This is a genomic window from Ketobacter sp., assembly GCF_003671495.1.
In the GTDB taxonomy this organism is placed as follows: Bacteria; Pseudomonadota; Gammaproteobacteria; order Pseudomonadales; family Ketobacteraceae; genus Ketobacter.
The window spans coordinates 39,379-65,217 of record NZ_RCHN01000022.1 but is presented as its reverse complement, the minus strand read 5'-3'; the positions used below and the strand labels follow the sequence as shown (position 1 = coordinate 65,217).

General features: G+C 56.1%; 26 protein-coding genes. 14 read left to right on the top strand and 12 right to left on the bottom strand.

From position 1 onward, the window contains the following. Window positions 1–8: 8 nt before the first annotated feature. The 6 genes from serS to D9N14_RS11390 all read right to left on the bottom strand — a co-directional run bounded on the left by serS (window position 9) and on the right by D9N14_RS11390 (window position 7,392). Complete coding sequence (serS, locus tag D9N14_RS11415; protein ID WP_290579706.1) at window positions 9–1,289, bottom strand: serine--tRNA ligase; 1,281 nt, start codon at window positions 1,287–1,289, stop codon at window positions 9–11. Window positions 1,290–1,388: 99 nt separating this feature from the next. Further along, window positions 1,389–1,772 (bottom strand): fluoride efflux transporter CrcB, encoded by a 384-nt coding sequence (crcB, locus tag D9N14_RS11410; RefSeq protein WP_290579704.1) that lies wholly within the window; start codon window positions 1,770–1,772, stop codon window positions 1,389–1,391. A gap of 1 nt (window position 1,773) precedes the next feature. Further along, complete coding sequence (locus tag D9N14_RS11405; RefSeq protein ID WP_317622617.1) at window positions 1,774–3,063, bottom strand: replication-associated recombination protein A; 1,290 nt, start codon at window positions 3,061–3,063, stop codon at window positions 1,774–1,776. Window positions 3,064–3,118: 55 nt separating this feature from the next. Continuing rightward, on the bottom strand, window positions 3,119–3,757 hold the full coding sequence (gene lolA, locus D9N14_RS11400; protein WP_290579700.1) for an outer membrane lipoprotein chaperone LolA: 639 nt from the start codon (window positions 3,755–3,757) through the stop codon (window positions 3,119–3,121). A gap of 82 nt (window positions 3,758–3,839) precedes the next feature. Next, complete coding sequence (locus D9N14_RS11395; RefSeq protein ID WP_290579698.1) at window positions 3,840–6,200, bottom strand: DNA translocase FtsK; 2,361 nt, start codon at window positions 6,198–6,200, stop codon at window positions 3,840–3,842. Window positions 6,201–6,324: 124 nt separating this feature from the next. Continuing rightward, a complete protein-coding gene (locus D9N14_RS11390) occupies window positions 6,325–7,392 on the bottom strand; it encodes an alanine dehydrogenase (protein ID WP_290579696.1) in 1,068 nt (355 codons plus the stop codon). 163 nt (window positions 7,393–7,555) lie between these two features. Between D9N14_RS11390 and trxB the strand changes: the two genes are divergently transcribed. The 4 genes from trxB (at window position 7,556) to infA (ending at window position 10,487) form a co-directional block, all read left to right on the top strand. Continuing rightward, complete coding sequence (trxB, locus tag D9N14_RS11385) at window positions 7,556–8,509, top strand: thioredoxin-disulfide reductase (RefSeq protein ID WP_290579694.1); 954 nt, start codon at window positions 7,556–7,558, stop codon at window positions 8,507–8,509. Window positions 8,510–8,522: 13 nt separating this feature from the next. Further along, window positions 8,523–9,248, top strand: coding sequence for a leucyl/phenylalanyl-tRNA--protein transferase (gene aat / locus D9N14_RS11380; protein WP_290579692.1), 726 nt, complete (start codon window positions 8,523–8,525; stop codon window positions 9,246–9,248). Between the two features lie 102 nt (window positions 9,249–9,350). Further along, entirely contained in the window at window positions 9,351–10,064 is a 714-nt protein-coding gene (locus tag D9N14_RS11375) for an arginyltransferase (RefSeq protein WP_290579690.1), read from the top strand. Between the two features lie 204 nt (window positions 10,065–10,268). Then, complete coding sequence (infA, locus tag D9N14_RS11370; RefSeq protein WP_156868714.1) at window positions 10,269–10,487, top strand: translation initiation factor IF-1; 219 nt, start codon at window positions 10,269–10,271, stop codon at window positions 10,485–10,487. A gap of 87 nt (window positions 10,488–10,574) precedes the next feature. Here infA and clpA read toward each other — a convergent pair whose 3' ends face one another. Together clpA and clpS are read right to left on the bottom strand one after the other, a co-directional pair. Next, complete coding sequence (clpA, locus tag D9N14_RS11365) at window positions 10,575–12,836, bottom strand: ATP-dependent Clp protease ATP-binding subunit ClpA (protein WP_290579685.1); 2,262 nt, start codon at window positions 12,834–12,836, stop codon at window positions 10,575–10,577. Window positions 12,837–12,889: 53 nt separating this feature from the next. Next, window positions 12,890–13,270: an ATP-dependent Clp protease adapter ClpS gene (clpS, locus tag D9N14_RS11360; RefSeq protein WP_411267933.1), complete on the bottom strand. Its 381-nt coding sequence runs from the start codon at window positions 13,268–13,270 to the stop codon at window positions 12,890–12,892. A gap of 262 nt (window positions 13,271–13,532) precedes the next feature. Here clpS and D9N14_RS11355 point away from each other — a divergent pair, with 262 nt between their 5' ends. Then, entirely contained in the window at window positions 13,533–13,832 is a 300-nt protein-coding gene (locus D9N14_RS11355; RefSeq protein WP_290579683.1) for a cold-shock protein, read from the top strand. Window positions 13,833–14,091: 259 nt separating this feature from the next. On the opposite strand, the gene icd is transcribed toward D9N14_RS11355, so the two are convergent. After that, window positions 14,092–15,354, bottom strand: coding sequence for an NADP-dependent isocitrate dehydrogenase (gene icd / locus D9N14_RS11350; protein WP_290579681.1), 1,263 nt, complete (start codon window positions 15,352–15,354; stop codon window positions 14,092–14,094). A gap of 116 nt (window positions 15,355–15,470) precedes the next feature. Here icd and D9N14_RS11345 point away from each other — a divergent pair, with 116 nt between their 5' ends. After that, window positions 15,471–16,124 (top strand): pseudouridine synthase, encoded by a 654-nt coding sequence (locus tag D9N14_RS11345; RefSeq protein WP_290579679.1) that lies wholly within the window; start codon window positions 15,471–15,473, stop codon window positions 16,122–16,124. On the opposite strand, the gene D9N14_RS11340 is transcribed toward D9N14_RS11345, so the two are convergent. Genes D9N14_RS11340 through moaC form a run of 3 tightly spaced genes read right to left on the bottom strand, consistent with a single transcriptional unit; the run spans window position 16,100 to window position 17,359 of the window. Further along, window positions 16,100–16,579, bottom strand: a complete 480-nt coding sequence (locus D9N14_RS11340; RefSeq protein ID WP_290579677.1) for a molybdenum cofactor biosynthesis protein MoaE — start codon at window positions 16,577–16,579, stop codon at window positions 16,100–16,102. The genes D9N14_RS11345 and D9N14_RS11340 overlap by 25 nt on opposite strands. A gap of 7 nt (window positions 16,580–16,586) precedes the next feature. Beyond that, on the bottom strand, window positions 16,587–16,838 hold the full coding sequence (gene moaD, locus D9N14_RS11335) for a molybdopterin converting factor subunit 1 (RefSeq protein ID WP_290579675.1): 252 nt from the start codon (window positions 16,836–16,838) through the stop codon (window positions 16,587–16,589). Then, the gene (gene moaC / locus D9N14_RS11330; protein ID WP_290579673.1) at window positions 16,835–17,359 is read right to left on the bottom strand and encodes a cyclic pyranopterin monophosphate synthase MoaC; all 525 of its coding nucleotides are present in this window, start codon (window positions 17,357–17,359) and stop codon (window positions 16,835–16,837) included. Before moaC ends, moaD begins: the two co-directional genes overlap by 4 nt. A 158-nt stretch (window positions 17,360–17,517) precedes the next feature. Here moaC and D9N14_RS11325 point away from each other — a divergent pair, with 158 nt between their 5' ends. The 8 genes from D9N14_RS11325 (at window position 17,518) to D9N14_RS11290 (ending at window position 25,831) form a co-directional block, all read left to right on the top strand. Next, window positions 17,518–18,270, top strand: a complete 753-nt coding sequence (locus D9N14_RS11325) for a hypothetical protein (protein ID WP_290579671.1) — start codon at window positions 17,518–17,520, stop codon at window positions 18,268–18,270. Window positions 18,271–18,363: 93 nt separating this feature from the next. Further along, on the top strand, window positions 18,364–18,822 hold the full coding sequence (locus tag D9N14_RS11320; RefSeq protein ID WP_317622613.1) for an NUDIX hydrolase: 459 nt from the start codon (window positions 18,364–18,366) through the stop codon (window positions 18,820–18,822). Next, window positions 18,815–19,933 carry a tRNA 2-thiouridine(34) synthase MnmA gene (mnmA, locus tag D9N14_RS11315; RefSeq protein ID WP_290579667.1) on the top strand — a complete coding sequence of 373 codons (1,119 nt, stop codon included), beginning with the start codon at window positions 18,815–18,817 and terminating at the stop codon, window positions 19,931–19,933. Before D9N14_RS11320 ends, mnmA begins: the two co-directional genes overlap by 8 nt. After that, window positions 19,930–20,574: a high frequency lysogenization protein HflD gene (hflD, locus tag D9N14_RS11310; protein WP_290579665.1), complete on the top strand. Its 645-nt coding sequence runs from the start codon at window positions 19,930–19,932 to the stop codon at window positions 20,572–20,574. Before mnmA ends, hflD begins: the two co-directional genes overlap by 4 nt. A 64-nt stretch (window positions 20,575–20,638) precedes the next feature. After that, a complete protein-coding gene (purB, locus tag D9N14_RS11305; protein WP_290579663.1) occupies window positions 20,639–22,006 on the top strand; it encodes an adenylosuccinate lyase in 1,368 nt (455 codons plus the stop codon). A 9-nt stretch (window positions 22,007–22,015) separates the two neighbouring features. Further along, on the top strand, window positions 22,016–23,200 hold the full coding sequence (locus tag D9N14_RS11300) for a cupin domain-containing protein (protein ID WP_290579661.1): 1,185 nt from the start codon (window positions 22,016–22,018) through the stop codon (window positions 23,198–23,200). 286 nt (window positions 23,201–23,486) lie between these two features. Continuing rightward, entirely contained in the window at window positions 23,487–24,917 is a 1,431-nt protein-coding gene (locus D9N14_RS11295; protein WP_290579659.1) for an ABC transporter substrate-binding protein, read from the top strand. Further along, window positions 24,914–25,831 carry an ABC transporter permease gene (locus tag D9N14_RS11290; RefSeq protein ID WP_290579657.1) on the top strand — a complete coding sequence of 306 codons (918 nt, stop codon included), beginning with the start codon at window positions 24,914–24,916 and terminating at the stop codon, window positions 25,829–25,831. Before D9N14_RS11295 ends, D9N14_RS11290 begins: the two co-directional genes overlap by 4 nt. Window positions 25,832–25,839: the final 8 nt, after the last annotated feature.

Below are 25,839 nucleotides of genomic sequence, written 5' to 3'. Positions count from 1 at the left end.
CGGTTTTCTCACACAGCGGGAATCACTTCAACGCCGCCCATGTAGGGCTGCAACGCTTCCGGCACCCGGATGCTTCCGTCTGCCTGTTGATAGTTCTCCATCACCGCCACCAGGCAGCGACCCACCGCAAGCCCCGAGCCGTTCAGGGAGTGCAGCAATTCCGGCTTCTTACTGCCTTCGGGACGATAACGGGCCTGCATGCGGCGGGCCTGGAAATCCTCGAAGTTACTGCAGGAGGAGATTTCGCGGTACTTACCCTGCCCTGGCAGCCAGACTTCAATATCGTATGTCTTGGCGGCGGAGAAGCCCATGTCGCCGGTACACAGCACGACCACCCGATAGGGCAATCCCAACTTCTGCAGAATCGCTTCCGCATGACCGGTCAACTCTTCCAGCGCCTGATAGGATTGTTCCGGTTTGACCAGTTGCACCATTTCCACTTTCTCGAACTGATGCTGCCGGATCATGCCGCGCACATCGCGTCCGCCGGAACCGGCCTCACTGCGAAAACAAGGCGTATGAGCAGTAAAGCGCAGGGGTAAATCCGCTTCCTGCAGGATCTCATCCCGCACGATGTTGGTCACCGGTACTTCCGCCGTGGGGATCAGGTAGAGTTCGCGATCGCCCCGCAGCTTGTACAGGTCCTCTTCAAACTTGGGCAACTGACCGGTCCCTTGCAGCGATTCCGGGTTCACCAGATAGGGTGCATAGACTTCCTTGTAGCCGTGTAGCTGAGTGTGGGTATCCAGCATCAGTTGAATCAGGGCCCGGTGCATTCGCGCCAACGGTCCGTACATCACGGAAAAGCGCGAGCCGGAGATCTTGGCGGCGGTCTCGAAATCCATCCCACCAACTTTGCTGCCCAGATCCACGTGATCCAGGGGCTCAAACCCGAACTCGGCGGGCTCTCCCCATTTACGGATCTCCACATTGTCTTCCTCGCCTTCACCGGCGGGAACCGACGCATGGGGTAAATTCGGGATGCCCATCTGCAGGTCACGCAATTCGCCCTGCAGCGCATTGAGTTGCTGCTCACACTCCGTCAGCTTAGCGCCGAAGGTTTCCACCTCCGCCAGAATGGCAGAAGCATCCTCCCCTTTGCTTTTGGCAATGCCGATCTCCTTGGACTTGCGCTTGCGTTCCGCCTGCAGGTTCTCGGTCTCCACCTGCAGTGCCTTGCGACGGTCTTCCAGGGCCTGGAAAGCGGCAGAATCCAATTCGTAACCACGGGTCTTCAGTGCCTGCGCCACGGTTTCCAGCTCGTTCCGTAACAATTTGGGGTCTAGCATGACGTGTATCTTTCTCTTGTTCTGGGGAATTCATAGGATGAGCGGAATTGTACCCGAAACCGTTGCGGGAAGCCGCCCCTTTGCGCCAATTAGCGGTTTTTAAAACAGGGCTCTCGCCAGCACCGAACCCAGCCAGACGCCGGCAAAACAGACCAGGCAATTCGCAACCACATTGACAGCCGCCATCATGACCTGTTGTTCCTGCAGTAACCTTACGGTTTCAAAAGAGAAGGTGGAAAACGTGGTGAATGCCCCCAAAAAACCCACCAACACCAACAGTCGCAGGGGCTCCTTGAGATTGGTGCCGGATAACACCACCACGAAGAAAACGCCGAACAGAAACGATCCAATGGCATTGACCGCAAAGGTGCCCAGGGGAAACTGGGTGCGATTCAGATCATTCAACCAGGCGGAGAGCCAGAAGCGCCCACTTGCACCCAAAGCCCCACCCAGGCCCACCCACAAAAACTGAGTCCAGTGCATATCAGGGTTTTCTCCCATAACGGCGCCACGCACTGGCCTGATCCAGCGTTTTCAGGTATTTCAGCTTTTCGCCGATCTTGATCTCCAGACCCCGGGGAACCGGCTCATACCAGTGCTGCTGGCTGATGGCCTCCGGCAGATAGTTCTCGCCGGCTGCATAGGCCTCTGGATAATCGTGGGCGTAGCGGTATTCCTCACCATAGCCCTGCTGCTTCATCAGCTTGGTGGGTGCGTTCCGCAAATGCAGCGGGACCTCGTAGCTGGGCTGTTCTGCTATTTGCCGCCGCAGTTGATTGAAAGCGGCGTAAACAGCATTGCTTTTTGGGGCTGCCGCCATATAGGCAACGGCCTGGGCAATGGCCAGCTCCCCTTCCGGGCTGCCAAGCCGGGTTTGCACATCCCAGGCGTTGAGCGCGATCTGCAGGGCCCTGGGGTCGGCATTGCCGATATCCTCACTGGCCATGCGCACCACCCGCCGAGCGATGTACAAAGGGTCACAACCCCCGTCCAGCATGCGCGCAAACCAATACAGTGCGCCATCGGGAGATGACCCCCGCACCGCCTTATGGAGCGCAGAGATCTGGTCATAGAAGGCCTCACCGCCTTTGTCGAAGCGCCTGAGTTCTGTACCCAGCGCCTGCCCAACAATGCCATCGTCCACCTGGCCCTTGCCCTCGGACTTGGCCAGCTCCACGCAGATTTCCAACAGATTCAACGCCCGGCGGGCATCGCCGTCTGCCGCGGCTGCCATGCGGGCAATCACGTCCTCGGACACGGCAACGCCCTCTTCCCCCAAACCCCGACTCTTATCACCCAAGGCCTGTTGCAACAGGGTTTGAATGTCTTCATCGGCGATGGTTTTGAGAACGTAAACACGGGCCCTGGAGAGCAGCGCATTGTTCAGCTCAAAAGAAGGGTTTTCGGTGGTGGCGCCGATAAAGATCACCGTGCCGTCTTCAATATAGGGCAGAAATGCATCCTGCTGGGATTTGTTAAATCGGTGCACTTCATCCACGAACAGAATGGTTTTGCGCCCGAAGCGCTGCTGTTCCTTGGCCTGGTCGATGGCGGCGCGGATCTCTTTGACCCCGCTCAACACCGCGGACACTGAGAGAAACTGGGCATCCACATAGCTGGCCAGAATCATCGCCAGGGTGGTCTTGCCGACCCCGGGCGGTCCCCACAGGATCATGGAATGAACATGCCCCGCCTCGATGGAGCGCCGCAGAGGCTGCTGCGGTCCAAACAGATGCTGCTGACCCACGTAGTCGTCCAGCGTCGTAGGGCGCATGCGCGCAGCCAGGGGTTGCCAGGTTTTTTCCTCTTCGAACAAACCGGCCACCGGCTCAGCTTTCCTCAATCACGTCGACGCTGTCATCCAGCTCCAGCTTGAACCTGGACTCTGGAATCGGCTTATTGACCGTAACGGGTTTGAACTCGATACGGGTGGTTTGCCCCAGGCTATCCTCAAGGTACATATCGCGGAGGTGCTTGTTGAGGAAGTGAACCCGCAACAGCGCGAACATGGCGTCCTTGTCTTTGGGTTTGAGATCGAAACGCCACTCCCCCGTTTCATCAAACAGATAGCCGGAGACAGTGAAATTTTCAGAAATACGGGACGGATCGCCACTCAGCAACAACGCCGGGGTGTTGCCCACCTGCTTATCCAGCACTTTTTTGGTGGCCTGCTCCAGGTCCTCGTCATAGATCCAAAGCTCTGCGCCATCGGACACAATCTGCTGTGGGTATGGATCATCGGTGTTCCAGCGGAACTGGCCGGGGCGCTGAATCCACATAGTGCCGGTCACATGCTGAAGGGCATTTTGCTTGGCATCCATTACCCATTGCTCAAACGTGGCTTCCATGGATTGGATACCGTTCAGAAACTCAGTCAGCTTTTGTGGTGCCTTTGCCGGCTCCACTTCACCGGCAAAACCCGGCAGGCTCATGCAGGTCATCCAGCAGGCCAGAATGTATTTCAACATAGAATGCTTCCGTATAAACCAATATGGCAACCACCGCTGCCCAGTGTAACACCGGGAGCTGAACCGTGGATGAATGATAAGACTAACGTGGAGGCGGCGCGATGACTTCCCGCTGACCATTGCTGCCCATTTCGGTAACCACTCCGGCTTCTTCCATGGCTTCAATCATGCGGGCCGCCCGGTTGTAGCCGATCTTCAATTTGCGCTGTACCGAGGAGATGGACGCCCGCCGGGATTCGGTGACAAACGCCACCGCCTGATCATAGAGCGGATCGGATTCGGAGTCACCATCCCCGCCGCCATCTTCATCACCTGGGGCCGGCCCCGCTTCGTGGGTGCCCTCCAGAATTTCTTCCAGGTAATCCGGCTCCCCCCGGCGTCGCCAGTCATCGCATACACGATGCACCTCTTCGTCCGCCACGAACGCGCCATGAACCCGGATCGGCAACCCGGTGCCCGGTGGCAGGTACAACATATCACCATGACCCAGCAGCTGCTCCGCACCACCCTGGTCCAGAATGGTACGTGAATCCACTTTGGAGGACACCTGGAACGCCATGCGGGTGGGTACGTTGGCCTTGATCAGGCCGGTAATGACATCCACCGATGGACGCTGGGTAGCCAGAATGAGGTGAATACCGGCAGCCCGGGCTTTCTGGGCGATCCGTGCAATCTGTTCTTCCACCTTTTTGCCCACAATCATCATCATGTCGGCAAATTCATCCACCACCACCACAATAAACGGTAAGGGTTCCAGATCTTCCGGCTCCTGGCTGTCCAGTTCCGGTTTGAACAACGGGTCCGCAATCGGTTCACCGGCCTTGATGGCATCCTTCACTTTCTTATTAAAACCAGCCAGATTCCGCACCCCCATGGCGGCCATCAGGCGATAGCGGCGCTCCATTTCAGCCACGCACCAACGCAAGGCGTTGGACGCCTCTTTCATGTCCGTGACCACGGGCGTCAACAGGTGGGGAATATTGTCATAGACCGACAGCTCCAGCATTTTGGGGTCGATCATGATAAGCCTGAGCTCTTCCGGCGTGGCCTTGAACAACATACTCAGCAGCATGGCGTTCAAGCCCACCGATTTACCGGAGCCGGTGGTTCCCGCCACCAGCAGGTGCGGCATTTTTTGCAGATCCGCCACCACGGGCTCTCCGGAAATATCCTTGCCCAACGCCAGGGCGAGCGGTGACTGGACGCGCTCGTATTCCTGGGAAGACACCACCTCACCCAGCCGAATCATTTCCCGGTCTTCATTGGGAATCTCGATCCCCACCACCGTTTTACCGGGAATGACCTCAACCACCCGCACACTGATCACCGCCAGTGACCGGGCCAGGTCCTTCGCCAGATTGGTGATGCGGCTGACCTTGACCCCGGGCGCCGGCTGAATCTCAAACCGGGTGACCACGGGGCCGGGCATCACGTTTTCCACTTCCGCTTCCACGTTGAAATCCCGCAGTTTGATCTCCAGCAGGCGGGACATGCTCTCCAGAGTCTCTGCGGAAAACCCTCTCTTGCTGTGCTTATCGGCCGCATCCAACAGCCCAAATGGCGGCAGATCCCCGGTGACAGGGCTGTCGAACAAACTCTTCTGCCGCTCTTTTTCCACCCGCACACTGGGCTCTTTCTTGGGTTTGGGTAACTCAATCACTGGCGGCTTGCGGGTTTCCTGTTTGGCCTGCTCTTTCTTCAGGGCATCCTGACGCTGTTTGACGGCCTTCTTGACAGCCTTCTCCTCTGCCTTCTTCAGGTTCAATTCCTCGCGGGCGGCACGGCGTTCTGCCCAGCGCGCGCCCAAAGCCCCCAACCATTCATAGAAACCGATCGCCAGCTTCCCGGTGCCGTCAATGACCTTGATCCAGGACACATCCGCAAACATGGTGAGACCGATCAGAAACACCGCCAACAGCACCAGGGTGGAGCCTAATGTGCTCAACCCATGAAGCGCCGCGCTGCCCACCTCGATTCCCAGAATACCGCCGGCGGAATTGCGGCCGGCGGAGTCGATCTCGGGCAACGAGCCAGGGGTCACGTCGAAGTGGATATAGGCCAGGCCGGTGGCCGCCACCATGGTCATGGCAAAACCCAGAAAACGCAGCCCCGCCATGAGCCAGCTCCAGTGCTTGTCTACATCGCGGAACACCAACCAGGCCCGGTAAGCTACCAACAGAGGAAACAGGTAAGACAGGTACCCGAACAGAGACATCAACACATCGGCACACCAGGCCCCTGCGCGGCCACCGAGGTTATGGATACTGCGACCGCTGCCCAGGCTGCTCCAGCCCGGATCGTGGACATCGAAGGACGCCAGCGCAACCATAAGATACAGCGACAGGAAGAACAGCAGGATCATGGCCCCCTCGCGGACACCACGCACCAGCAACACGATCCAGGGAGCAGGTTCCACCTGCCTCTGGGCTTGATCTTTTTTCAAAGGCCACCCTGTCAACGGAAATGAGACGAACTTTATTTTAGCGGCAAATCAGCCAGTTGCACAAACTTTGCAAAAACTGCCTTAAGAGATTAGTACAACTGCAGACTACGGCCGTAACGTCCGCTCATTCTAACAGAGCCGGCAGCACAATCTTACCGTTGGAAACGTTGATTCCGTCACTTAATGGACCATATTCGCGGAGCTGGCCCGCAGCCAGTCGCTGGACATAGCTCAAAATAGCACCAGAAAGTGCCTCGGAGGCCGTTCGGGGTACCGCGCCGGGCATATTGGTGACCCCCATGTGAATCACACCCTCCTCGGTGAATACCGGGTTGCGGTAATCCGTGGCCCGCATGGTTTCGATGCAACCTCCCTGATCAATGGAAATATCCACAATCACTCCGCCATCAGGCATCGCAGCGACCATCTCTCGGCTCACCACTTTGGGAGCCCTGGCGCCCGGAATCAGCACGGCCCCCACCACCAGATCAGCGTCCTCCATGGCTTTGGCGATCGCGCCCTGATAGGAGTACACACCAGTAATGTTGGGAGCCAGAGCCTCAATACTGCGCAATGCGTCCGCCGAGCGATCAAACGCCACCACCTGGGCACCGCTGGCCGCCGCGGCCATCGCCGCATTCTGCCCGGCCACGCCGGCGCCGATGACCACCACCTTGCCCGGTTCCGCGCCAGGCACCCCACCCAGCAGGATGCCTTTGCCGCCCATGGATCTATGGAGGTAGTGGATGCCCGCCTGCACGGACACCCGACCGGCAATTTCACTCATGGGCGCCAACAATGGTAGGCGCTTGCCTTCCTGCACGGTTTCGAAGGCCACCGCGGTCAAACCGATATCGCACAAGGCAGCTGTGAGTGTCGGATTTGGTGCCAAATGTAGGTAACAGAACAACAGATGGTGATCCTGCAACAGATCCAGATCCCCCTGCACCGGCTCCTTCACTTTCACAATCAGCTGCGCTTTGGCAAACAGTTCCTCCGCGCCTGTGGCCAGCCTGGCCCCCGCCTTCAGATACGCCTCATCACTGAACCCACTCAGCTCACCGGCACTGCTCTGCACCCAGACTTCACAGCCCATCGCCACCAACTCAGCCACCGCATGGGGTACCAGCGCGATCCGGGCCTCCATGGGTTTGATCTCCTTGAGAACACCCACCTTCAACATCTTGTTCATGCGCTACCCCTTGTCCTCATATGCAATTGGTGTCGATTCCTATCAGGCTGATACAGAGGAACTATTTGCCTGTACCATGGTAAATTAAGTATAAGTGTGCAATTGATCTAATCCACCATTTCACCATGGCAACTCCCGTGCCATACAACCGGACATTGAAGTAATGAGCGAAACCAAACACTGTCGTCTATTGATTCTGGGTTCTGGCCCCGCCGGCTACACTGCCGCGGTCTATGCCGCCCGCGCCAATCTCAACCCCGTCATCGTAACGGGCATCCAACCCGGCGGCCAACTGACGACCACGACAGAAGTGGATAACTGGCCAGGGGACCAGAACGGCGTACAGGGCCCAGAGCTGATGGAGCGAATGAAGCAACACGCGGAGCGTTTCGAAACCGAGATCCTGTTCGACCATATCAACAAGACCGATTTGAGCAAACGCCCTTTTACCCTTTATGGGGACAGCGCCACCTACACCTGTGATGCGCTGATCATCGCCACCGGTGCCAGTGCGCGCTATCTGGGGCTGGACTCCGAAGAAGCCTTCAAGGGCAAGGGCGTCAGCGCCTGCGCCACCTGCGACGGGTTCTTCTACCGCAATCAACGGGTCGCGGTGATCGGCGGAGGCAATACCGCGGTGGAAGAGGCCCTCTATCTGGCCAACATCGCCAAGGAAGTAGTGGTGGTTCACCGTCGGGACACTTTCCGCTCCGAGAAAATTCTGCGGGATCGCTTGCTGGATCGGGCTGAGAACGGCAACGTCACCCTGGAACTGAACTATGTGCTGGATGAGGTGCTGGGTGATGATATGGGCGTCACCGGCATGCGCATCAAGCACGTCGAGACCGGCGCCACTAAGGAGATTGACCTGCAGGGCGTTTTCATCGCCATCGGCCACACCCCCAATACCGGCATTTTCGAAGGTCAACTGGAAATGGAAAATGGCTACCTGAAAATCCAGAGCGGCATTAACGGCAACGCCACTGCCACCAACGTGGAAGGGGTGTTTGCCGCCGGCGATGTCACCGACCACGTGTATCGTCAGGCCATCACCTCGGCCGGCTTTGGTTGCATGGCCGCGCTGGATGCCGAAAAGTTCCTGGACGAAAACAGTTAACTTACTGCGCTTCATGATCAAGATCCCGGTCCTGGGTTTTCATACCCAGGACTTCCCCCCTATCGAACACGCACTTGATGATCCCAACGGCCTGCTGGCGGCGGGGGGAGACCTGTCACCGAAGCGCTTGATTGATGCCTACAGCAAAGGCATATTCCCCTGGTTTGACAAGGATCAACCCATCCTGTGGTGGTCTCCTTCACCCCGGGCGGTGCTGTTTCCTGATCAACTGCACGTTTCCCGCAGCCTGCGTAAAACCCTCCGCAAGGGTACCTATCACGTCACCATGGACACCGCCTTCGCCCAGGTGATTCGGGCCTGCTCGGAACCCCGCCATTACAGCGATGGCACCTGGATCACCAAGGACATGATGGCTGCCTATACCCGGCTGCACGAGCTGGGCTTTGCTCACTCAGTGGAGGCCTGGCAGGGCAACCACCTGGTAGGCGGGCTTTATGGCATTGCCCTCGGCAGGATGTATTTCGGGGAGTCCATGTTCAGTCGTGCCACCGATGCCTCGAAAGTGGCTTTCGTGCATCTGGTTGGACAATTGAAAGCATGGGGTTTTGAACTGATAGACTGTCAGGTGGAAAACCCTCACCTGGTGAGCCTTGGCTCCACCAACATCGACCGTGCCACCTTCAAAGAACTGCTCCACAACCACGTTCCGGCGGTGACTGAACTGGCCCGAATGGAACCTCGCCCCTGGTCGCTTGACTGGAAATATTGTGAAACCTGACACTGGAAACATCCCACAATTCGTTTAATACTGTAATGAGCGCGATGAGCCGGGCTTCAGCCCCTTAACCTTAAGATAAATAAGGCTTTTACGATTAGGTTTATGACAGATCTTGCTGCGGTAAAATTCTTCGTCACCCCCCTGCATCAATGCAGCTACCTGCCGCGCAATGACGCCATCACCCTGTTCGCCGACCCCAAAGCCAACCTCGATCACAACCTTTACAGCGAGCTCTCCGAAGTGGGCTTCCGCCGCAGCGGCAATTACCTCTATCGCCCCCACTGTCGCCAGTGCTCCGCCTGCATTCCCGTGCGCATCCCCGTGGACCGATATCGCCTGTCACGCAAGCATCGTCGCATCTGGAATCGCAACGCCGATCTCACCATCACCCAGGTGCCGGCGGAATTCCGCGATGAGCACTATGAGCTTTACGCCAAATACATTGAAGCCAAACACAAAGACGGGGACATGTACCCCCCTACGCCTGAACAATATGAATCGTTCCTGCTGAGTGACTGGGGGAAAACCTGCTTTTACGAGTTCAGAGACCCGCAGGGTGAGCTGTTGGCCGTCGCAGTCAGCGACATCATGGAGAACGGCCTGTCCGCGGTATACACCTACTACTGCCCGGACAGCGCCAAACGCAGTCTGGGGGTCATGGCGGTCTTATGGCAGATTGAAGAGTGCAAAAAGCTGGAATTACCGGCTCTGTACCTGGGTTACTGGATCAAAGACTGCCAGAAAATGAAGTATAAAACCGAGTATCGCCCACTGGAGATGTATGTAAACAATCATTGGGTCTCTGTCTCACTTTAGTGAATTCTTCGCAAAATCAGTAAATTAAATCAACGTCCTTAAGCTCTTTCTGGCAAGTTTGGCTCCCCTACCCCGCTTTTTCAGCACAATAAAGCCACTTTAGCTTTGATAAATCCCTGCTTTTACGGCAAAATTCACGCCTCGCTGGCAGAGTGACTGCCCAACATCATTTGCATTATCAATGCGCCGAGAGGAAATCACTGGATGTCGAAAGAAGATTCCATTGAAATGGAAGGTACCATCACCGAAACCCTTCCCAATACCATGTTCCGCGTCGAACTGGACAATGGTCACGTTGTAACCGCGCACATCTCCGGAAAAATGCGTAAGAACTATATCCGCATTCTCACCGGCGACCGGGTAAAAGTTGAGATGACCCCCTACGACCTGTCGAAAGGCCGCATTACGTACCGCGTTCGCTAATCCAGGCCACTGGCGTTACAAACGAAAACGAGCCCGAATGGGCTCGTTTTCGTTGTTTATACCGATCTTGAAAGGGTCTCAGAGTTCTTAGGCTGGCTCGGTCTCGAAGATGAGATCTCCATTTTCTTCGGAAATGTGCACCGTACCGCCGTTCTCTGACAACTCCCCGAACAGGATCTTCTCCGCCAGGGGGCGTTTCAGCTTCTCCTGGATCAGTCGGTTCATGGGGCGTGCTCCCATATCCTTGTCGTAGCCTTTCTCCGCCAACCAGGTACGGGCGCTGTCGTCCACATCCAGCATCACCCGCTTGTCGTCCAGTTGGGCCTGCAGCTCGGTGAGGAACTTGTCCACCACGCCTTTGATGATGCCCATGTCCAGGTTCTGGAACTGAATCACGGCATCCAGGCGGTTGCGGAATTCCGGAGTGAACATACGCTTGATCGCCTCCATTCCGTCGGTACTGTGATCCTGCTGCGTGAAACCGATGGAAGAGCGGCTCACCTGTTCGGCACCGGCATTGGTGGTCATCACCAGAATGACGTTGCGGAAGTCCGCCTTGCGACCGTTGTTATCGGTCAGGGTACCGTGATCCATCACCTGCAGCAGCAGGTTGAAGACTTCAGGGTGGGCCTTCTCGATCTCATCCAGCAGCAAAACCGCATGGGGCGACTTGGTGACCGCTTCCGTGAGCAGGCCACCTTGATCAAATCCCACGTAACCGGGAGGCGCACCGATCAACCGCGACACAGTGTGGCGTTCCATGTATTCAGACATATCAAAGCGAATTAACTCCATGCCCATGACTTTCGCCAACTGTTTGGTGACTTCGGTTTTACCCACCCCGGTCGGGCCAGCAAACAGGAACGAGCCGATGGGTCGATCCGGGTGGCTCAAACCGGCACGGGCCAGCTTGATGGAACTGGACAGTGCATCGATGGCCAGATCCTGACCAAACACCACCATTTTCAGATCCCGCTCCAGGTTCGCCAACAGCTCTTTGTCGTTGGCAGACACGGTTTTCGGTGGAATGCGGGCGATTTTGGACACGATTGCCTCAACATCGCTCACAGAGATGATCTTCTTGCGCTTGCTCGGGGGCTGCAGGCGCTGGAAGGCTCCCACTTCATCAATCACGTCGATCGCCTTGTCCGGCAGATGACGATCGTTGATGTAGCGCGCTGACAGCTCACAGGCAGCCTTCAAAGCTTTGTTGGAATACTTGATGTCATGGTGCTCTTCAAAGCGCGACTTGAGCCCCTTCAGGATCTCGTAGGTGTCCTCCACGCTCGGCTCCACCACGTCAATCTTCTGGAATCGACGGGCCAGGGCACGGTCTTTCTCGAAGATGCCACGGTATTCCTGGAAGGTGGTGGAACCAATGCACTTGATCTCACCAGAGGCCAGCATCGGCTTCAACAGATTGGACGCATCCATCACCCCGCCGGACGCTGCGCCAGCGCCGATGATCGTGTGAATCTCGTCAATGAAAAGAATTGCATGGGACTTTTTCTGCAGTTCGCCCAGCAGCGCTTTGAAGCGCTTCTCAAAGTCACCGCGGTATTTGGTGCCCGCCAACAGAGCACCCAGGTCCAGTGAATAGACAACGCTGTCATCAATGGCCTCAGGCACTTCCTTATCGACAATACGCTTGGCCAGCCCCTCAGCGATGGCGGTTTTCCCTACACCGGGCTCACCCACCAACAACGGATTATTCTTGCGCCGGCGACAGAGTATCTGAACAGTGCGCTCCACCTCTTCGTCCCGACCCACCAGCGGGTCGATGCGGCCAGCCAGAGCCTGCTCGTTGAGGTTGGTGGCATAGGCTTCCAAAGGCGATTTACCGGCGCCTTCCGAGACCTGATCCTCTTCATGGACCTCGTGGCTATGATCCTCGAGATTGTGGGTCTCATCGGACACCTTGGAGATGCCATGGGCGATGTAATTCACCACGTCAATGCGGGCCACGCTCTGTTTCTTCAGGAAGTAAACCGCCTGGCTTTCCTGCTCACTGAAAATCGCCACCAGCACATTGGCGCCGGTTACCTCTTTCTTGCCAGAGGACTGGACGTGAAAAACGGCTCGCTGAAGAACGCGCTGGAAACCTAGAGTAGGCTGGGTTTCGCGATCATTATCGCTGGAAGGAATCAACGGGGTCGTCTCATCCACAAAATTGGCCAAATCCGAACGCAATTCGTCCAGGTTGGTACCACAGGCTTTCAGGACTGTCGAGGCTGCTTCATTATCGAGCAGCGCCAGCAGGAGGTGCTCCACAGTCATGTACTCATGACGCTTGGTACGAGCGTCTCTGAATGCCAGATTTAAAGTGACTTCCAGATCTTTGCTTAACATCTCTTTACACCTTCATCCTCAAGAATATAGACAATGCACCGTGGACAATTTTTCTAGTGAAACCTTTCCACTTCACACATCAAGGGGTGTTGGTTTTCCCTTGCAAACTTAATCACCTGCGCCACCTTCGTTTCAGCTACATCCTTAGTGAACGTGCCACAACTGGCTTTGCCTTGGGTATGAACCGTTAACATTATCTGAGTGGCCTTTTCACGATTCATGCCAAAGAACATCTGCAACACGTCCACCACAAACTCCATGGGCGTAAAATCATCATCCAGCATCACAATCTGGTACATGGGCGGAGGCGCCAAATCCGGCTTCGATTCCTCTACCGCAACCCCGTCCTCGTAGTCCGTATCGGGGGTGGATGGTTCGTCTCCCATCCCGCTCATATTATTCAATGTTAGTAGAAGATCTTCGGCTTTACTCATAACCAGAAATCATAAAATAAGGGGTTAACATATTTAGTCCTCATAACCAACCGATATTGGGGCAACGTTGGTCAGTTCAACAGCAAAAACACTTGACTAATACTTCACAATCATGATGATTGGGATCTGTGCTTAACAAAAGTTAACACAAATCACGTCTGCGAAGTACATTTCTTATTTTTTGTACTTTGACAGTAAACAATAATAACAATTGACTTAAGGCTACCGACACTGAGGTAGTCCCAACAGAAGGACTTGAGTTATGGCAACCGGGAAAGTGAAATGGTTCAATAACGCCAAGGGTTATGGCTTCATCCGTCCAGACACAGGTGGCGAGGACTTGTTTGTTCACTACTCCTATATCTGCATGGACGGCTACCGAAGCCTGAAAGCGGGACAGCAAGTTACCTACGATGAAAGGGAAGCGCCGAAAGGTCTTCACGCCGTTAACATCAACGTTATCGGTGTAGATCAAGAGAGCACCTCCAAGCAGGAAACTCACGCCGACGATTCTGTTGGTGCACCGGATCTGCACCACACAATCCACGCGGAAGCCGTTTAAAGAATCCACCCAACAGACACCCCTCGCGGGGTGTCTTGTTGTAGTAGACCCTTTAAACGCGAATAAGTTTCGTGACCCTGACAGCCTGATTACCGATTCCGGCGCGGCGCCTGGCTGCTTCACATTAGCCAGTAAACCAGCGCCAAAGGCGGTGGTCAAGCGCGGCTACGCATCTGAAGCGTCAGCATTAGTGCGGACATGAGCAAGAAAAAAGGCTGTATAAAACAGCCTTTTTTACTTTGCGAGGTTATCGCAAACCTCAGTCTTCCATGTGCTTGATGATGGCATCCCCAAACTCGGAACAACGCAACAACGTGGCATCCGGCATCAGGCGCTCAAAATCGTAGGTTACGGTTTTGGCCTCGATGGCGCCCTGCATCCCTTTGATGACCAGGTCAGCCGCCTCTACCCATCCCATGTGCCGCAGCATCATTTCAGCCGACAACACGAGCGAGCCCGGGTTTACTTTGTCCTGGCCAGCGTACTTGGGCGCCGTACCATGGGTGGCCTCAAACACGGCAACACTGCCGCCGATGTTGGCACCCGGGGCAATTCCGATACCCCCTACTTCCGCCGCCAGCGCGTCCGAAATGTAGTCGCCATTGAGGTTCAGAGTGGCGATCACGGAATACTCGTCAGGACGCATCAGAATCTGCTGCAGGAAGGCGTCAGCAATCACATCCTTGATGATGATGTCTTTGCCGGTTTTCGGGTTTTTGAAGACATGCCACGGGCCGCCATCCAGAGGCTCTGCTCCGAAGCGTTCCACCGCCAATTCGTATCCCCAGTCTTTGAACGCACCTTCGGTGTATTTCATGATGTTGCCCTTGTGCACCAGCGTTACAGAGGGCTGATCATTGTCGATTGCATACTGGATCGCTTTACGCACCAGGCGCTGGGTGCCTTCTTTGGACACGGGCTTGATGCCAATACCGCAACCTTCTGGGAAGCGGATTTTGGTGACACCCATTTCTTCCTGTAGGAAGCGGATGACCTTCTTGGCCTCATCACTGTCGGCCTTCCACTCGATACCGGCATAAATGTCTTCAGAGTTTTCGCGGAAAATCACCATGTTGGTTTTTTCCGGCGTGTGTACCGGGCTGGGCACACCACGGAACCAGCGCACGGGGCGCTGGCAGACGTACAGGTCGAGTTCCTGACGCAGAGCCACGTTGAGGGATCGAATGCCACCCCCTACTGGAGTGGTCAATGGGCCTTTGATGCCCACAATGTACTCGCGCAATGCTTCAAAGGTTTCTTCCGGCATCCAGTCATCCGGCCCATAGACCTTGGTTGACTTCTCTCCGCAGTACACCTCCATCCAGGAGATGGATCGCTTGTCGCCGTAAGCTTTTTCTACGGCTGCATCGGTCACCTTGAGCATCACCGGCGTGATATCCACACCGATCCCGTCACCTTCAATATAAGGAATGATGGGATGGTTCGGGACATTCAGGGACAGGTCAGCATTGACGGTGATTTTGTCACCATCTACTGGGACCTTGATCTTTTGGTACCCCATGTCGTTTTTTACTCCCTATTTACATACAATTACGGTTTAGGTGCGCGAAGTATACAAAAAACTGTCTCTCTTCGCCTCATGATTTTCGTGATAATCGGCTATTAATCAACCACATAATGTCTACGTCAGCGCTGCCTTCTAACCAGGTGATCCTGCTCAACAAACCCTTCCAGGTGCTCAGTCAGTTCTCTGAGCACGAGGGCAAACCCACTCTGGCGAGCCACATAAACCACCAAAATGTATACCCGGCCGGAAGGCTGGATTACGACTCCGAAGGCCTGTTGCTACTGACCGGAAATGGCCCGCTGCAACACCGCCTCACCGATCCCAAACACAAACTGCCCAAGACGTATTGGGCTCAGGTGGAAGGCGAGATCACCGAAACGGCGCTGGCCGAATTGCGCCACGGGGTAGCGCTCAAAGATGGCAAGACGCTGCCGGCCCGGGCCACGAGGATTGACGAACCCGCTCTGCTCTGGGAACGGGTTCCGCCGATTCGCTATCGGGCCAACATACCCACATCCTGGGTGGAGCTGATCATCACTGAGGGCCGCAATCGGCAGGTGCGCCGGATGACGGCGGCGGTGGGCTACCCTACCCTGCGACTGGTGCGCTGGGCAGTGGGCCCCTGGTCGCTGGACACACTGCAACCCGGTGAGAGCCGAATCGAGACGGTTCCGGACGCCTTACTGGCGGTTTCCCGGAAAACCACGCCCAGCAAGCCCAGATCCAAGCCCCGTAAGGGCTACCAGCGTTCCCGCGCCCGCTGATCCGACTCCTTGGCTTCGACCCATTCCGAAGCCCCACTGGAGGTGACTTCTTTCTTCCAGAATGGCGCTTCGGTTTTCAGGTAGTCCATGATGTAGCGGGCGCCATCGAAGGCGGCTGCCCGATGGGTGGCCGAAACGCCGACCAGCACGATCTGATCGTGATTGTGCAGCTCACCCACGCGATGGACGATGGTTACCCCCTCCAGATTCCACAGGGTCATGGCGCGCTTGGCGATACCCTTGAGACTCTTGTGGGTCATGGCCGGGTAATGCTCCAAGACAATGCCATCAAGCGCGCCGCAGGCATTAAAATCGCGCACCAAACCGGTGAAAACCACGATGGCTCCGCTGGTATGGGATCGCTCCCGCAATCGTTCATATTCCACGCCCAGCTCAAAATCCTGCGGCTCGACGCGTATGTGTATCCGTTCTTGTTCTGATTGATCCGAATCCATGGATACCTCAGCCTCCTGTTACAGGCGGGAAATACGCGATCTCATCGCCATCTTCCACAGTCGTCTGGCTACTCGCCATCTCCTGATTGACCGCCACCAATATGTTTGGGTTTGATAGAGCGTCGCGACAGGCCTGATTGCGACTTTTGAGCAGATCCGTGAACGCTCCGACATTGGACACAGTGTCCGGTAACTCTACTTCAAGTTCATTACAGCCGACCTGATCCCGCACCCGGGCAAAAAACAACACTTTGATCATTTGGGTTCCTGCTGAGTGGCACTTGCCTGTGTAAGACCCTGCTCCGCCGGCACGACCCAGTGACCGCTCTTGCCGCCCACCTTTTCCAGCAGGCGAACCTGCTCGATGGTCATGCCTTTATCCACTGCCTTGCACATGTCGTAGAGCGTCAAGGCCGCCACCGATGCGGCGGTGAGTGCTTCCATTTCGACACCGGTTTGTCCTGCCAGTTTGCACAGGGCAGTGATGTGCACCCCATTGCGCTCCGGTACGGCTTTCAGCTCAACCTTGACGCTGGTGAGCATGAGTGGATGACACAATGGAATCAGCTCACTGGTTTTCTTGGCTGCCTGGATGCCGGCAATGCGGGCAACGGCGAACACATCCCCTTTCTTGTGTTTCCCCTCAGTGATCAGCTGGAGGGTTTCCGGCAACATTCGCACCCAGGCTTCCGCCCGCGCTTCCCGTTGCGTGATGTCCTTGGTGGTGACGTCCACCATGTTGGCGTGCCCCTGGGCATCCAGGTGAGTAAGTTCAGTCATGAATGAATCTGGTTGGTGGTAGAGTTGAGCAGCATTTCGCTGCTGACCGCAGGACCCAACGACCGGGTTTTCGCAGCAAATTACACACCTCGCGGGTCCGTAGTATCATGCTGCCACTGTGCTGGTTCCCTGACGCAATATAACGAACGGATACACAAATGAAAACCAAGGACACCCCGCGAAAGCCCATTCGCTATTTCGGCTACCCCGTCGACGACGCGCTGTATCAACAGGTGGTGGCCACCATCAACCGCATCCAGGCCGGCGGCGACGCCAGTCAACTCTGCGACCTGGCCGCGGACACACTGATCGCGATCACCGACGCGGGTTTTTACGCCTATTATGAGCGACCTGCCGAGCTGGCCCAGATCTCCCCCAGCCTCAAAAAAGCCACCGATGCCGGGATTCACGCGGTTCAGAAAGGCATTCACCTGGTGATTCGCAAGCTATTGAAAAACCGGAAAATACGGGATCTGGAACGGCTTGCGAAAAACTTCTCTTACCTGATCTGTGTGGATGACCACGATGCGGGAAAAGCCTATGCCTGCTTTCAGCTGGAAGAGCCGCTGTATCAACGGGTGGTGGCCAATATGCGTCGCGTGCACAGTGATCCCAACATTGAGCAGTATCGAATGGATGTTATTGATTCTATTGAAGATTTGATCGGCGCCGGGATCGATATGTTTTATACCAGGCCGGTGGACCAGGCGGATATCGGCCGCATCACCCGCAAGGCGGCGGACTTTGGGATCCATACGGTTCAGAAAGGCTCGAACGCGGTCGTGCACCGGATGTTCCGGGATATGGACCATGCCACCCTGCTGCCCATGGCGGAGTATTTCGAGACCTTGCTGCATTCTGAGGTGCAGACCTACCGGCACCGATACCTGAAAACCGCCACCCCCGGTTGAAATTCCCCCGGATGCCGTACCTGCGGGTTGGGAATTAAGCTGAATTTGGGTAGAATTGCGCGTTCTTTGCAGCGCAGACACCCGAATTCAATGATGACCTGGACCCCTCACGCCACCGTAGCCACCATTGTGGAGCAACACGGCCGCTATCTGTTGGTAGAAGAAACCGTGGACGGCGAGACCGTGCTCAACCAACCCGCCGGCCATATCGAAGAGAACGAATCCATTCTGGCTGCCGCTCTGCGGGAGACCCTGGAGGAAACCGGCTGGCAGGTTAAGCTGACTCATCTGGTGGGCATCTACAATTACTCTGCACCCAACGGTGTCACCTATTACCGTTTCTGCTTCGCCGCCGACGCCATTGAGGCGGTACCCGGAGCCCAACTGGATGATGGCATCATTGGTCCGGTATGGCTGAATCTGGAGGAGCTGGAAGCGCGACGCTCCCAATGGCGCAGCCCTTTGGTCAAACGTTGTATCGAGGATTTCGCCGCCGGTAAGCGCTACCCCTTGGACCTGATCTACGAACACGAGCTGAGCGCCGATGAGTAACCCCGTGGCCAAAGTCATTGTCGGCATGTCGGGCGGGGTGGATTCCTCCGTTGCTGCCTATGTATTGATGCAGCAGGGCTATGCCGTGGAAGGCCTGTTCATGAAGAACTGGGAAGAGGATGACGGCACCGAATACTGTACCGCATTGACTGATCTGGCGGACGCCCAACAGGTGGCGGATGCCCTCGGTATCAAGCTGCACACCGCCAATTTTGCCGCGGAGTACTGGGATCGCGTGTTTGAGCACTTCATTGCCGAGTACAGTGCCGGCCGCACACCTAACCCGGATATCCTCTGCAATAAGGAAGTGAAGTTCCGCGCCTTTCTGGATTATGCGCTGACTCTGGGTGCGGATTTCATCGCCACCGGTCATTACGCCCGCCGCGGACCAGCGGTGGAGTTTGCCGGGGAAACCGTGGCCCCTCTGCTGAAAGGGCTGGACCAGAACAAAGACCAGAGTTATTTCCTGCACGCGGTCAACGGCCGACAGATTGCCCGCACCCTGTTCCCCCTGGGGGATATGGAAAAACCTGCTGTACGCGCCATCGCCAAAGCCCAGGGCTTTGCAAATCATGACAAGAAAGACTCCACAGGGATCTGCTTTATCGGCGAGCGCCGTTTCAAAGATTTCCTGGAGCAGTACATCCCGGCCAAACCCGGAGTGATCATCACAGAATCCGGTGAGGCCATCGGCGAGCATTCCGGGTTGATGTTCTATACCATCGGCCAACGCCAGGGACTGGGAATCGGCGGGCTGGCCAATTGCTCCGAAGCACCCTGGTTTGTGCTGCGCAAAGATCTGGAGCGCAATCAGTTGGTGGTGGGCCAGGGTACCCACCATCCGGCTCTGTTCACGGACACCTTGAGTGCCGAGGAAATCTTCTGGGTCACGTCCAGTCCGGCGTTACCGTTGCGCTGCAAGGCCAAGACCCGCTATCGCCAGCCAGATCAGGACTGCCTGGTAAGCACAGACGCCAGCGGCAGGATTATCGTGCAATTTGACCAGCCGCAGCGGGCCGTGACACCGGGCCAGTCAGTGGTGTTCTATGATGGGGAAACCTGTCTGGGGGGCGGCGTCATCGACCGCACCTGGAATCAGGATGGGGAGTGACTGAGTTGAGGCATAAGGAAGAAGAAAAAGCCCTGGCCCTGGCCGGCCTGTTTCAGGCGGCGGCCCTGGTACAACAATTGGCCCGTACCGGGGAGGTAAATCAGGACGCCTACAGCCCCCTGATAGAAAGTATATTTGTGCTGGACCCGAAGACCGTTGAAGATGTGTATGGCGGTTGTAAAGGCGTCAAACTGGGTGTGGATACTCTGCTTCTGGTGTTGAAGGAAAAGGAAAGTGCCCGCTATGCCGACGCCATCCGCTATGCCATCGGTATGTTGCATGTGGAAAAACTGCTGCGACGCGAATCTGACATTAACAGCGTGCTACGGTCTCGACTGGAACAGGTGACGCACCAGCTGCAACATTTTGACGGAGTGACCAGCCAGGCTGTGGTCACCAAACTGAACGACATCTACCTGGATACCCTGGCCAAATTCAAATTCCGCATCCAGGTAAACGGCGACCCGAGCCATTTACAGCGTGCTGAAAATGCCGCCAAAATCCGCGCCATTCTTCTGGCCGGCATTCGTTCTGCCATGCTCTGGCGCCAGATGGGCGGCAGCCGCCTGCAATTCGCCTTCGGTAAAGGCCGCCTGGTGAAAGCCCTGGAGCTGTTGCAAAACGAAATCACCTTATCCTGATTCGAAGCAGATTATTGCGTAGAACCGAAACCGCGTTAAACCCGATAGATTGAGGACCCACACCATGGAACTGAATGCCCTGACCGCCATTTCACCCGTTGATGGCCGCTACGGCAGTAAAACTCTGGCCCTGCGCTCCATTTTCAGCGAGTTTGGCCTGATACGCTTTCGCGTCCTGGTGGAAGTGCGGTGGCTGCAGAAGCTCGCCCAGCACGAAGGCATCGCGGAGGTTCCTGCGTTCTCGGACCAGACCAACGCCCTGCTGGACGCCCTGGTGGAGGGTTTCTCGGTAGAGGATGCACAGCGCATCAAAGATATTGAACGCACCACCAATCACGATGTTAAAGCGGTGGAATACTTCCTCAAAGAGAAGATTGCGGGCAATGGCGAGCTGGAAGCGGTCAGCGAGTTCATTCACTTTGCCTGTACCTCCGAAGACATCAATAATCTGTCCCATGGGCTGATGCTGAAGACCGGCCGTGACGAGGTGTTGGCGCCCATGCTGGAAAAGCTGACTGCCTCCATCACCCATCTGGCCCACCAGTATGCCGACATTCCCATGTTGTCACGCACCCACGGCCAGACCGCCTCCCCCTCCACTATGGGCAAGGAAATGGCCAACGTGGCCGCCCGTCTGCAGCGCCAGCTGGAGCAGATCAAAAACGTCTCGATCCTGGGCAAGATCAACGGTGCGGTGGGCAACTACAATGCGCATTTGAGCGCGTATCCGGAAGTGGACTGGGAGCGCAATGCTGAAGAATTTATTACCGGCCTGGGACTGGAATGGAACCCCTATACCACCCAGATCGAACCCCACGACTACATTGCGGAACTGTATGACGCCATTGCCCGTTTCAACACCATCCTGATCGACTTTGACCGGGATGTCTGGGGTTACATTTCCCTGGGTTACTTCAAGCAGAAAACCGTGGCCGGTGAGATCGGTTCCTCCACCATGCCGCACAAAGTGAATCCCATTGATTTCGAGAATTCTGAAGGCAACCTGGGCATCGCCAATGCCATCATGGCGCACCTAGCGCAGAAACTGCCGATCTCACGCTGGCAGCGGGACCTGACGGATTCCACTGTACTGCGCAACCTGGGGGTCGGCCTGGCTCACGCCCTGATCGCCTACGAAGCCAGCCTGAAAGGCATTGGCAAACTGGAGATCAACGAACAACGCCTGGCTGAGGACCTGGATAACGCCTGGGAAGTTCTGGCAGAACCTATTCAGACCGTGATGCGTCGCTACGGTATTGAGAAGCCTTATGAGAAGCTGAAGGAGCTGACCCGTGGTAAGGCCATCACCCAGGCGGCCATGAGTGACTTCATCGATACACTGGAAATTCCGGAGCAGGAAAAAGTACGCCTCAAGGCATTGTCGCCGGCCGGCTATATCGGCAACGCGGCCCAACAGGCCAAGCGCATCTAGGGGGCGGTCATGGCGTCCAAACCACTGGCGATTCTGGGGGGCCGCTCAGCGGAACTGTTTTTGTCGGAGTACTGGCAGAAACACCCCATGCTGGTGCGGGGCGCCTTCCCCAACATTGAGCACCTGTTGGAAGCGGATGAGCTGGCGGGGTTATCCCTGGATGATACGGTGGAATCCCGCATTATTCTGGAACGCAGCCCGGTGGATTGGGAATTACGCCACGGCCCTTTCAACAACAAGACCTTCAAGAATCTGCCGAAAACCCATTGGACCCTGCTGGTGCAGGCGGTGGATCACCAGGTGCCTGCCGTAGCGGATCTGTTGTCTGCGTTTGATTTCATACCCAACTGGCGCATCGATGACATCATGGCCAGCTTTGCGCCCCAGGGTGGCAGCGTCGGCCCTCATTATGATTACTATGATGTGTTCCTGATCCAGACCCAGGGACAACGGCGCTGGCGCCTAGGCCAGATGTGCGATGAACACTCCGCGCTGATCCCAAACCTGCCAGTGCGCATTCTGAAGGACTTCCATCCCCAACAGGAATGGGTCCTGAACCCGGGCGATATGCTGTATCTGCCCCCAGGCCTGGCACATTATGGGGTGGCCGAGAACGAGTGCATCACATTGAGTGTGGGATTTCGTGCCCCCAGCGAACAGGAAATCATCGGTGAGTTTGTCCACTTTCTGATGGCCAATAGCAATGAAGGCCAGCGCTACACCGATCCGGACCTGACCCTGCAATCCAACCCCGGTTGGCTGGCACCCAGTGCCGTAGAGAAGGTGGCTGCCACGCTGCAGCGCCTGATTTCAGACCGGGAGCAGATCACCCACTGGATGGGGGAGTACCTGTCGCAGACCAAATACGACCAGAACCCGGAGCCACCGGAAGAAGACTATCATGCCTCGGAAGTGCTGGAGCTTCTGCATCAGAAACTGTCCGTATGCCGGGAAGAATCCAGCCGCTTTATCTTCACTGGGGACCAGAACCACCCCACCGCGCTGTTCATCAATGGGACAAAGCTGGAGTTCCACCCTTTCACTCAGCAGTTGATTCTGTTCCTCTGCAAAAGCCGCCATTATGACCCCACCAAACTGGCGATGTTTTGTGAGGCTCCAGTGAATCTCCGTTTCCTGACGCAGCTGCTCAATATGGGCGTGCTGTATTTCGAAGAAGAACCCTATCACGACTGACAATATCAACTTGTATTAAGCCGCCCCCCAGCCGAAGCCCAGGTCGCACCCTCATGTGGCTCACACTGCACGGCGACGGTGCGCTGTTCCAGCCCTGCCGTTTCCAGTCGCGAATCGCTCCATCCGCATCCCCCCAGAAATTAACATCAACATTTTCATGCAGTTATAGACCCGTTCCCTGATTCAGATCAGCTTATGGCACGTTTTCTGCGTCGCTTTAAGCATGTGGTTATAACTAGTTAATACAAGTTTCAAGATCAGAACAAACCGTCGCCGGGGGGCTACCATGAAACTGAAAACCAAGTTCTTCTCCACACTGACCTTCACCAAACAGTCGCTTGCCACTTTCACCGCGCTCAGTATCGCGGCCCTGACACCCACCATCACCCAAGCCAAAGACATTCGCATCGCCATTGGCCATCAAAGTATGTGCACCGATACGTATACCGCCGGCATCGTGGTGAAAGAACTCAAACTGCTGGAAAAGTACCTGCCAAAGGACGGCAAGTACAAAGACGCCGACTATGACATCAGTTGGAGTGATTACTCATCCGGTGGCCCCATCACCAACCAGATGATGGCAAACAAATTGAACATCGGTGTGATGGGGGATTATCCGTTGATCGTCAACGGCGCCAAGTTTCAGGAAACCGAATCCCTGCGCACCAAGTACGTGGCCGGTACCGGATACAACCTGAAAGGCAGCGGCAATGCCATTGTGGTGCCGGTGGGATCAGACATCTACAGCATCGATCAACTGAAAGGCAAAGATGTGTCCGTACCGGTGGGCAGCGCGGCCTGGGGTATGTTACTCAAAGCCATGCAGGACAACGGCATTTCCACCAAAGAATACGGTTTGAAAAACCAGAGCCCGGCGGTGGGTGCCGCCAATATTGCAGCGGCCAAAATCGACGCCCACTCTGACTTTTGCCCCTGGTCTGAATTGATGGAGTTCCGCGGCACCGGGCGCAAGATTTACGACGGCAGCGAAACCGGCGTACCGTATCTGCATGGCGTGGTGGTACGGGAGGACTTTGCCGATGAATATCCGGAGGTGGTCACCGCATTCATCAAAGCAGTGTATGAAGCCGGGGAATGGATTCGCAAAGACCCGGTGGCCGCTGTTGACCTGATGGAAAAGTGGACCGGAGTCGAAAAGGAAGTGCTCTATATCTATTTTTCCAGGGGTGGTCACCTGACCCTGGACCCCACCATCAAACCGAAATGGGTTGAGGCCCTGAAGACCGATCACGGTGTGTTGGTGAAAGAGAAAGCCATTCCCCCGCTGGATTTTGATGAGTGGATTACCGAAAGCTACTTAAAGAAAGCCTATCAGGAACTGGGCAAAGATTATGATGCAGAGAAGTCGCTTATCGTCGACCCGGCGGTTGCCAATGCCGATCTGCCGATGGAAATCTGGCACGCCCGGGACGGAATTTCCACTTACAAAACCTTGCCGGAATTTTTGGCAGCGCTCAATGAACTGCAGCAAACCGGCGCCAAGCTGAATGCCACCTATGTGTATGACAAGGCAACCGGCCTGAAACTGTTCGGCAAGACCGCATTCTTTGTGAAATCCGAAGACGGATTTGCCACCTTCCTGCGCAAACCGGACGCAGATGCCTACGCCAAAAAATTGAAAGGGTCGGTCATGGGGCTGGAAGGTGCCCTGGCAGCATTCAACCCTGCTGACGAAACTCTGGTGGCCGCGCAATGAGCTACGCGTTAGCCAACAACAAACCCCCGGAGAAAGCACCTGACGCGGTTCAGGTGCCCTCCCTGCCCGATCAGCCGATGCCGAACGCCAGCCTGCCCAGCAACAATGAACGCATGGCTGGCCGGCTGGCCCAGGCAGTCAAAAGCAAACAGGCGCAAAGCATTCTGGTGGGTGGACTATCCCTTTGCTTGGGCATCCTGCTTTGGCACCTGGCTACCCTGTACAAATTCAATTTCTTCATTAATTTCGAAAACATTCCGTCACCGCTGAAAGTGGCGGACGCATTTGTCGGGCACCTGGCGGAGCCCGTGTTCTACACCCATATTTTAGTCAGTATTCGCCGCATTCTGATTGCCTATGGCATGGCTGTGTTGCTGGGTGTCGCCATAGGGCTGGCGGTGGGCCGGTCCCGTCTGGCACGGGCTGCGGTGTTGCCGTACATCGAAGTCATCCGCCCCATTCCGGCAGTGGCCTGGATCCCGCTGGCGATTCTGATGTGGCCAACAGAAGAGTCCTCCATCATCTACATCACGTTCCTGGGCGCCCTCTTCCCCATCATCCTCAACACTATCCACGGGGTTGAGCAAACACCGGAAGTCATGATTCGCGCCGCACTCTCCCTGGGCGCCAACAAATTGCAGGTGTTCTGGCATGTAGTGTTGCCGGCAGCGTTGCCCAGCATTGCTACCGGACTGGCCATCGGTATGGGGGTCAGCTGGTTCTCTCTGCTGGCAGGAGAAATCATATCCGGCCAGTACGGCATTGGCTATTTCACCTGGGACGCCTATTCGCTGATTAATTACCCCGACATCGTGGTCGGTATGCTGGTCATTGGTGGCCTCGGTACCCTGTCCACTTTTTTGATCAAGGTTGTCACCCGGCCGGCATTGCGCTGGAAAGAACTGCAACGTTAGTGGACCTG